This window comes from Rhodanobacter glycinis (genome assembly GCF_900114325.1).
Classification (GTDB): Bacteria; Pseudomonadota; Gammaproteobacteria; order Xanthomonadales; family Rhodanobacteraceae; genus Rhodanobacter_A; species Rhodanobacter_A glycinis.
Map to the genome: position 1 here is coordinate 1 of NZ_FOSR01000026.1, position 7,224 is coordinate 7,224.

10 protein-coding genes are annotated in these 7,224 nt (G+C 54.3%); all 10 read right to left on the reverse strand.

Annotated elements, in window-relative coordinates:
- Nucleotides 1-136: 136 nt before the first annotated feature.
- On the reverse strand, nt 137-454 hold the full coding sequence (locus tag BMY90_RS16820) for a hypothetical protein (RefSeq protein ID WP_092705311.1): 318 nt from the start codon (nt 452-454) through the stop codon (nt 137-139).
- 74 nt (nt 455-528) lie between these two features.
- A complete protein-coding gene (locus BMY90_RS16825; RefSeq protein WP_139201792.1) occupies nt 529-891 on the reverse strand; it encodes a hypothetical protein in 363 nt (120 codons plus the stop codon).
- A gap of 84 nt (nt 892-975) precedes the next feature.
- Nucleotides 976-1,530, reverse strand: a complete 555-nt coding sequence (locus tag BMY90_RS16830; RefSeq protein WP_092705313.1) for a hypothetical protein — start codon at nt 1,528-1,530, stop codon at nt 976-978.
- Nucleotides 1,531-2,255: 725 nt separating this feature from the next.
- A complete protein-coding gene (locus BMY90_RS16835; RefSeq protein ID WP_092705314.1) occupies nt 2,256-2,582 on the reverse strand; it encodes a chorismate mutase in 327 nt (108 codons plus the stop codon).
- Nucleotides 2,583-2,997: 415 nt separating this feature from the next.
- Nucleotides 2,998-3,414, reverse strand: coding sequence for a DUF4279 domain-containing protein (locus BMY90_RS16845; protein WP_092705316.1), 417 nt, complete (start codon nt 3,412-3,414; stop codon nt 2,998-3,000).
- A gap of 22 nt (nt 3,415-3,436) precedes the next feature.
- Nucleotides 3,437-3,970 carry a hypothetical protein gene (locus BMY90_RS16850; protein WP_092705317.1) on the reverse strand — a complete coding sequence of 178 codons (534 nt, stop codon included), beginning with the start codon at nt 3,968-3,970 and terminating at the stop codon, nt 3,437-3,439.
- Between the two features lie 121 nt (nt 3,971-4,091).
- Complete coding sequence (locus tag BMY90_RS16855) at nt 4,092-4,850, reverse strand: DUF3800 domain-containing protein (RefSeq protein ID WP_092705318.1); 759 nt, start codon at nt 4,848-4,850, stop codon at nt 4,092-4,094.
- Between the two features lie 87 nt (nt 4,851-4,937).
- Nucleotides 4,938-5,372, reverse strand: a complete 435-nt coding sequence (locus tag BMY90_RS16860; RefSeq protein WP_092705319.1) for a GNAT family N-acetyltransferase — start codon at nt 5,370-5,372, stop codon at nt 4,938-4,940.
- Between the two features lie 69 nt (nt 5,373-5,441).
- The gene (locus BMY90_RS16865; protein ID WP_175481611.1) at nt 5,442-5,789 is read right to left on the reverse strand and encodes a ribonuclease E inhibitor RraB; all 348 of its coding nucleotides are present in this window, start codon (nt 5,787-5,789) and stop codon (nt 5,442-5,444) included.
- A 374-nt stretch (nt 5,790-6,163) separates the two neighbouring features.
- The gene (locus BMY90_RS17140; protein ID WP_139201793.1) at nt 6,164-6,781 is read right to left on the reverse strand and encodes a hypothetical protein; all 618 of its coding nucleotides are present in this window, start codon (nt 6,779-6,781) and stop codon (nt 6,164-6,166) included.
- Between the last annotated feature and the right edge of the window lie 443 nt (nt 6,782-7,224).

The window sequence follows — 7,224 nt, forward strand, 5'->3', positions numbered from 1 at the left end:
ACGGAGCACAAAAAAAGCACCTGCTAGAGCGGCTGTCGCAAGAACCAGTGCGTATATTGTGTGCGCGGTGTCCATGCTTTTGTGAGCCTAACGCTGGAGTTAAGCGGCGGCGCAGCCGTCCGCCTTGAACGAATTGTTAGGCCGCAGCGAGTTCCCGGCGCGCCCGAAAGAAACGGTAAAGCAGCACGCCACCGGCAGCGACCAGCCCGGTGCCGACATACCCACCCAGTGCACAGAGGCCGCCGGCTGACGCCGAGCAAAAGCCCCAAGCGCCGATGAGTGCAGCCGGAATGTAACCCCCGACCGCGAGTGCCAAAGACGCAGCCGCGAACCGGACTGCAGTCGCAGCTGAGAGCCGGGAAGCCATCTGCACGAAGCGCCAAAGTGTCACGACGACACCCGACCAGAATGCAATGAGGCCAGTGGTGTATGCGAGCGCGAATAGATTTTCCATGCGGCCTAACGCCCGAGATCAGCGGCGCAGACCCGCGTAGCGGGTTTGCGTCCGCTGGATTGAGTTGTTAGGCACTACTGCAACAAACCAAACATAAGGCCAAACCCACCCACAAGCACAAGTACGCCGAATGCCCCATCAGTTACAACCAAGAACCAAAACATAGGAGCATTTTCTGAGCGTTTCCATTGCGAGGGAGTATAGGTCCCCGTGATAGCACCGTTACGAACCCCCATGACTGCTTGCCACACCAAAAAGCAGCCCATACCAAGCATGAGCAAAGCAAAGCCTGAGTTGCCTAACTGATGCTCCAACAGCTGCGGATGAGACTTGTAGTAGCGCTCAACAACGATCAAAGCGACTAATGCCAACAAGGCAGCAACGCGCACCCAAGTGTGGAGATGCCTATTGCTACGACTTTTACCGTCGTTGCTCATAACGCCCAATCTTATTGTGCCTAACGCCCGAGGTAAGCGGCCGACGGCCCGCGCAGCGGGACGGCGGTCCACTTGACCGAGATGTTAGGTTCTTTCGCGCAAACCCTCAATAACCCCATTGCAAGCATATAAGCAATCTCTGATTGTTTGCTCGATGTGCTCAAAGAGCTCGTCATCCAGTACGAGTTCTTTGTGACCACCACTGTAATATGTAATTACATACCCAGCGTTATGCTCGTGCATTAGGTTGCCATGAGCAAACGCGTTACGCCAATGCATTATGTTATTTAGTTTTCGCTTTAGAGCCTTTAGATCTTCGCTTCCCAGGGTTCCCATAACTTCCATAACACTTGTGAAGGCATGTCGTTTCGCCTTATATGACATGTCTGAAGTAGACATGATTTCGTTTACAAAAAGAGTACGCTCTTTGTGCAGCGGTTGAGAGCCGAACAACAACTTCGCTGTAGCCTCTACCATTCGATCTTCTATAAGTACGGCTGCCGTGATGATCTCTGCCGCGTTCTTCTCGATGGCGGCAACCGCGTCCGTATGGCTATCGACTGGCGCCTTACTTTTTGGCTCTGCCCCATTGAGGTACAGACGAACGGCCATAACCTTCGGTAACTCGATTCGCTTCATAAAAGAACCTAACGCCCAAGGTAACCGGCGCGAGCCCGCGTAGCAGGTTTGCGTCCGGTTGACCGAATTGTTAGCCATGTACCGATACTTTATGGTTTGAAAATTCGATTGTAAGGAAGCTCACGCACGGATCCGTTAACCGACTTGTTGAGGCGGATGGCATGGATGGGATAGTACCGACGACGTACTTACCCCATGGCATGTGTCTCTGATGATTGATTGCGTATGAGTCTACCGGCGATTGCGCCCACGTAAACGGGCCGAACACTTGGCGAACTGTTGACCACTTCAGATGACAGCCGTGCTGCACGTCGAATTGCACCGCGACAAGGCGTTTGTGTGCATAAGTAAACCAAATATGGTACACAAGAACCGATGGTGCTATAGGCAGGCCGGTGACGTCCGATACCGAGAGTTGAGAGCCATATTGGTGTACTTCAAGGTGTTGGCCATTGGCTAACTTTGTGGCTAGTGATACGGCTTCGCTTGGGCTTGGTCGTTCTTGAATTATCTTGCCGACGAGCTGACAGAGTGCTCCGTCATTGCAGAACTTGCCGTTCGCCGCTGCCGATGATAGAGGCAGAAGTAGCAGGACAAGAAGCGCCGAGAGTAAGGCCCCCTTGACAACGTTCGACTCACTCATTGCTGTGCCTCATCGCTACGCCAATGGCTAACGCTGGAGTTAAGCGACGCGCGGCTTTTCGCGCGTCCGCTTGGACGAGTGGTTAGGCCTGGTGTGCCGTGCTTTGCAGAGCGGCATGCTCAGCCAGTTCCGCGTTTATAAAACCCGCAATCATGGCCCTATACACTTCTTCGGTTACAGTCGGGCTAGCGCCCAGTTCGTTGGCTAGACCAATTACCTTGCCAATAACTTGTTCGACACGTTGAGGGGCATGAACGTCAGAGGTGGTCTTCTTGAACGCCGCAGCCTGCTTAACGTACGCACCGCGCTCAGCCAAGAGCGCTACGATATGCCGGTCAATGTGATCGATATGGTTTCGGACTTGCTCAAGCGAGTCACAGTGCTGGACGGCGTCGAAACTATTGCTCACATGAATTCCTAAAGGGTCGTGACAGGCCTAACGCTGGAGTTAAGCGGCGCGCGGCTTATCGCGCGTCCGCTTGGACGATGAGTTAGACGCCTCGCGGGAGAGCCTGGACAGAGCGAACGAAACGGCTGATGGCAGAAGACCGAACGCGCCGATGATGCCGACTGTAACCCAGAAGAAAGTACCGATGGCGTGGAACACGTTTGCCCACGTGTCGTGCGGCGCACCCGCAATGCGGGGACCGTACTCGGAGTAAAACGCGAAGCTCCCGAGAGCGCAGAGAGCGCCAAAGAACGCACCAACTACGGTGGTGCCGACCAGTGTTTGGCGAAGCTGCGTCGAAATGCCCATTCCTGTCCTTGGGGTCTAACGTTGGAGTTAAGCGGCGCGCGTCAGCGCGTCCGCCTTGAACGAGATGTTAGGCATCAGTGTCCGGGCCATAGATGTCCAGCGCAAGTTCAATTCCACGCTCTCCGAGAGCCTTGAGCGTGGCTGCTGAAATCGTAACCCCCTCGTTGGTGCCACCCATGAACCAGCCACAGAACAAGTCAATTTCGAAGCGGCTGGCCAAATCAAGCCAGACAACTGAGTCGTTGGTGAGCTTGCCAAGGAGCTCTGCAACTTGACCATCAAGGTCTTCCGGTTCGGTATCGGTAGCATGAAGGCGCCACTGGCCAAATTGGGCGATGCGGATGCGGCCAGACTTAAGTGGAAGCTCCTGGCCTTTTGCCTGGGCATGGGTGGGAGCTGCGCCTAGCAACTTTGAAATTTGATCAGGGTCGAGATCATCGCCTGCGATGCGGAGAGAGGCGACTGCGCGTTGCAGGTGGGCCATGGTCTGATGCCTAACGCTTGAGTTAAGTGGCGCGCGGCTTTTTCGCGCGTCCGCTTGGACGAAATGTTATGCCGGCCGCAAAGCAGAAAACGATGCCGGATAGCAAGCCAAAAAATGCAGGTATAAGAAAGTCGCCAATCTGAAGCTGCGTAGAGTCAAGACGAACCCAGACATAAATTGGCGACACAATTGTGGCGGAAACCATTGCCCCTGCGCAGACAAGCAGGAAGGTCAATACGCCGTGCGCCCGTAGCCATAGTATGTATGGAAGTCCGAGGGCAAGCATCGCCGTATAGGTCGCCGGCAAAATGTAAACGAAGACAAAATAGGACTCCTCTGGAACCCTAATGGCATCGAGGCCTTTGGTGAACAGGCCAAATAGCAACGTCGTGAGAACTAGCCCGATAGGCACAGCCCATGGCGTAACCAGTGTGGCGAACCAGATTGGGCGACTATGTTGAGTCATTGAGGCATAACGCTTGAGCTCAGTCGCCGACAGACCGCGTAGCGGGATGGCGGTCGGCTGCAGCGAATTGTTATGAGTAAAATCCTGCATACTCAAAGACTTACAATTTGACATACTACAACCGGCGGTTGTATAGTGTCGGTGCGATCTGACCTGGGTCTCGAACCCACAGTAGGATCCACCGGGCCCGGCAACGGGCCCCTTCTTTTGCTTACCTCTCCACGATGCCATATCGGCTCGACCGGCTTGCAACCGTACACAGTACCGGCTGCAGCCGCAAAAAGTAGTTCTTGCCGCCCTTGCGTTTTACGTAGCCGCACGGCTTGTAGTATTGGTTCAGGAAGTACGCATTCACGTCTGCGGTTTGAATGAAGTACGAGTGCCGTGAATCTCGGTGCACGGCATCCTCGACGATTGTCGTGATTGGTACTGCGATCGAACCCCCGCCATACGCTTTCGGAACCGGGTTATAACGCCTCATACGCCTGCTAAGCGCGCGCAGCTTCAGCTCATCGGTGCGGTCGACTACCAGAATACCTCTGTCATCCGGGTTTTGTGGACCGGGGAAGTTTTTGTGAGATAAGGTGTTATGAAATCGCTGGATCAGCGTTGACCATGCCATGTCAAAGATGTCCGCACCCACATGATTCGCTTTGTCGACTATGACATTGATGATACTTATATCGGGTAGCTTGGCTTGGAAATCGATGACATCACGCAACACCCTCAAGCGCAGCGACTTTGGAATACGAGCAAGATCGCCGGGTTTATGAATAAATTCTGCGGCATGTACCTCTTCCCTCAACTTTAAGCCGTATGTCGCTCGTAATTGCCGGCGGAGATCAATAAGCGCCTCGAGTGTGTCGTGCCAGCGCATCTCATGTACCACAAGGCCGCTTAAGCAAAAATACCGCCCCGGACTTCCGGACGTTCCGACGTCACCACTTTCATCGGCGTACAAAAAGTACATTCTCGCGACACCCCTGTTCTTTACTCATAACGCTTGAGGTAACCGGCACGAGGCCCATCGGGCCGAGTGTCCGAGTTGACCGAACTGTTATGCCACATTGCCGAGAACAAGGCGAACCGGCTCATGAGCACGCGCATGTGACACGGCTGGTGGAAGAAAGCCCAGTGACCGCCAGAATGGCTCCGACGACCTTGGACTACACTGAACACCGACGGTTTCCGCGCCAGCAGAACGCAAGCGCTCGATTGCATTTAGCGCGAGCTGCGTGCCTATGCGCTGCCGCCGACGCTCGGGGTGAACCTCCAGGATGTCGATGGATGCGCGAGCTGATACGATGCTGTGCATGACAAACCCGACGGCGCTACCGCCTGCTAAACCGCAGTAGAGCTCGCCAGCCTCGTGCGCCTGAACGAGCATTTTGCTTTTGCAGAAGAAACCCTCGCCACATTCTTGCTGCTCACGTTCAAGCCAGCCAAGAACCTGATTTAGTAACTGTTTGGTTGAGGCTGAAATGTCGATCATGGGGCATAACGCCCGAGGTAAGCGGCCGACGGCCCGCGCAGCGGGACGGCGGTCCGCTTGACCGAGATGTTAGGGGTGCGCCGATTGAACGACACAACCCCACCCGTCGTACTCCAAGCCAAACAACTGACTGACGCAAACCATGAAGCCGGATACCGACTGCAATATGTGTTGCTCGATGGGCATGTGAACGACGACCAGAACACTTGGTGAGACCTCAAGGTCTTGCGGAGTTGCTACACCGTATTGGTGCTCGTTGATGAAGGACGCGACCGTACTTGCCTTGTCCGCTGTTGGTGCTCGCAAGAGAAACTCGACGTCACGGAAGATACCGAACTGATCGCCTTGGCTGTCGAGTTTGCGAAGTAGCTCGACATCCGCGACGGCAGTTTGCAACAACTCGTCGACAACCTTCACGCGCAGCCCCTAACGCTGGAGTTAAGCGGCGGCGAAGCCGCCTTGAACGGTTTGTTAGACGAAACTCGTGTTGATGATGCTCAGCGCTGACGCTTAAGCTTAATAAGTGGTCGAGCGACCATGAACCACATAAATAGCGCAAAAAACATACCGGCCAAAGCACAAACGAAGACCATGTAGCCGAACCTGTCTAGAGTTAGAGTGCCGTCGCGAGATGACAACAAAGTAAAAGCAGCGAGCAAGGGTAAGGAAAGAAGCAGCTCCGAAAGAGCAATGTTCCCTATGAGTGAGAAACTGGCCCACTTGAAGAACCTATTTCTTAAGAACATGGCTACACCCTGGTCTTCTGGAATCGGTGAGGTCTAACGCTTGAGTTAAGCGGCGCGCGGCTTTTCGCGCGTCCGCTTGGACGACATGTTAGGTGCACCGTCACCGGATGCATCTACGAACTGTTGGGCAGCTTTGGAGACTACAGCTTTTACACTGGCTTCTAGTGCGTCCAGCCGCGCACTACCACCTGGGGTATATTGCTTGTATGCATTTCGTACCGCATCTTTGCCGAGCATACTTACGATAACGGATGCAAACATTGGTTTGCGTGCTAGGTGCAGCGCCTCGGCATCTTCAATGAAGCCAGCCTGCCATAGCGCCATTGCTTCGCCACTTGTTGTGCCGGAAGCGTCACATTGCACTTGAGCACACATGATTTGATTGTACAAATTCGCCAAGTAGCTCCATTGCGACGCAAAGCGCGCATATAGCGCCGCATACACACCAGCGAAGATAGCACCGAACCAAGGTATGGTGCTTGAAATTAACTGCCTAGCCACGGTAATGCTGGGTTCCCACGTTGCGTATGGCGCGACGCGAGATCTAATGGCTATGGCAATGAAGTACAAAATAAACGTTATCCATAACGTACGAAGCAACACAGCGAGCCCGCCGTTCGGATAGCGATCTAGGATGAACTCGCCCGAAAGGTAGTTTGTCATGTGCACCTAACGCTGGAGTTAAGCGGCGGCGAAGCCGTCCGCCTTGAACGAGATGTTAGGCCTTGCGCCAGTAGCGAGACCCCCGGAGAACCACCCAAGAACAAAGGCAAGCCAAGCCAGTAAGAACAAAGAAGGCTGCGAATAGAGCAGCAATGAGCACCTCTATCAAACCATCCGCTGGCGTGTCGTGGTCGGTGTGAGACGCGGCCAGCCCTAATAGCACAAGCAGGCCAATGCTGAAGTTGAGCCAAAACCCCTTCCACGATCGGTGAGCCATAAACGCTGCGATGCAGAAGTAGACGGCGAACGCTAATGTGAGACTGGCAATGATGACGGTGGTCATTGAGGCCTAACGCAGAGCTAAGCGGCCGAGCGGGAGCGAGGTCCGCTTGAGCGCCGTGTTAGGCTCATGCTGCGATTGTGCCTGTTTTTGCGATGCAATA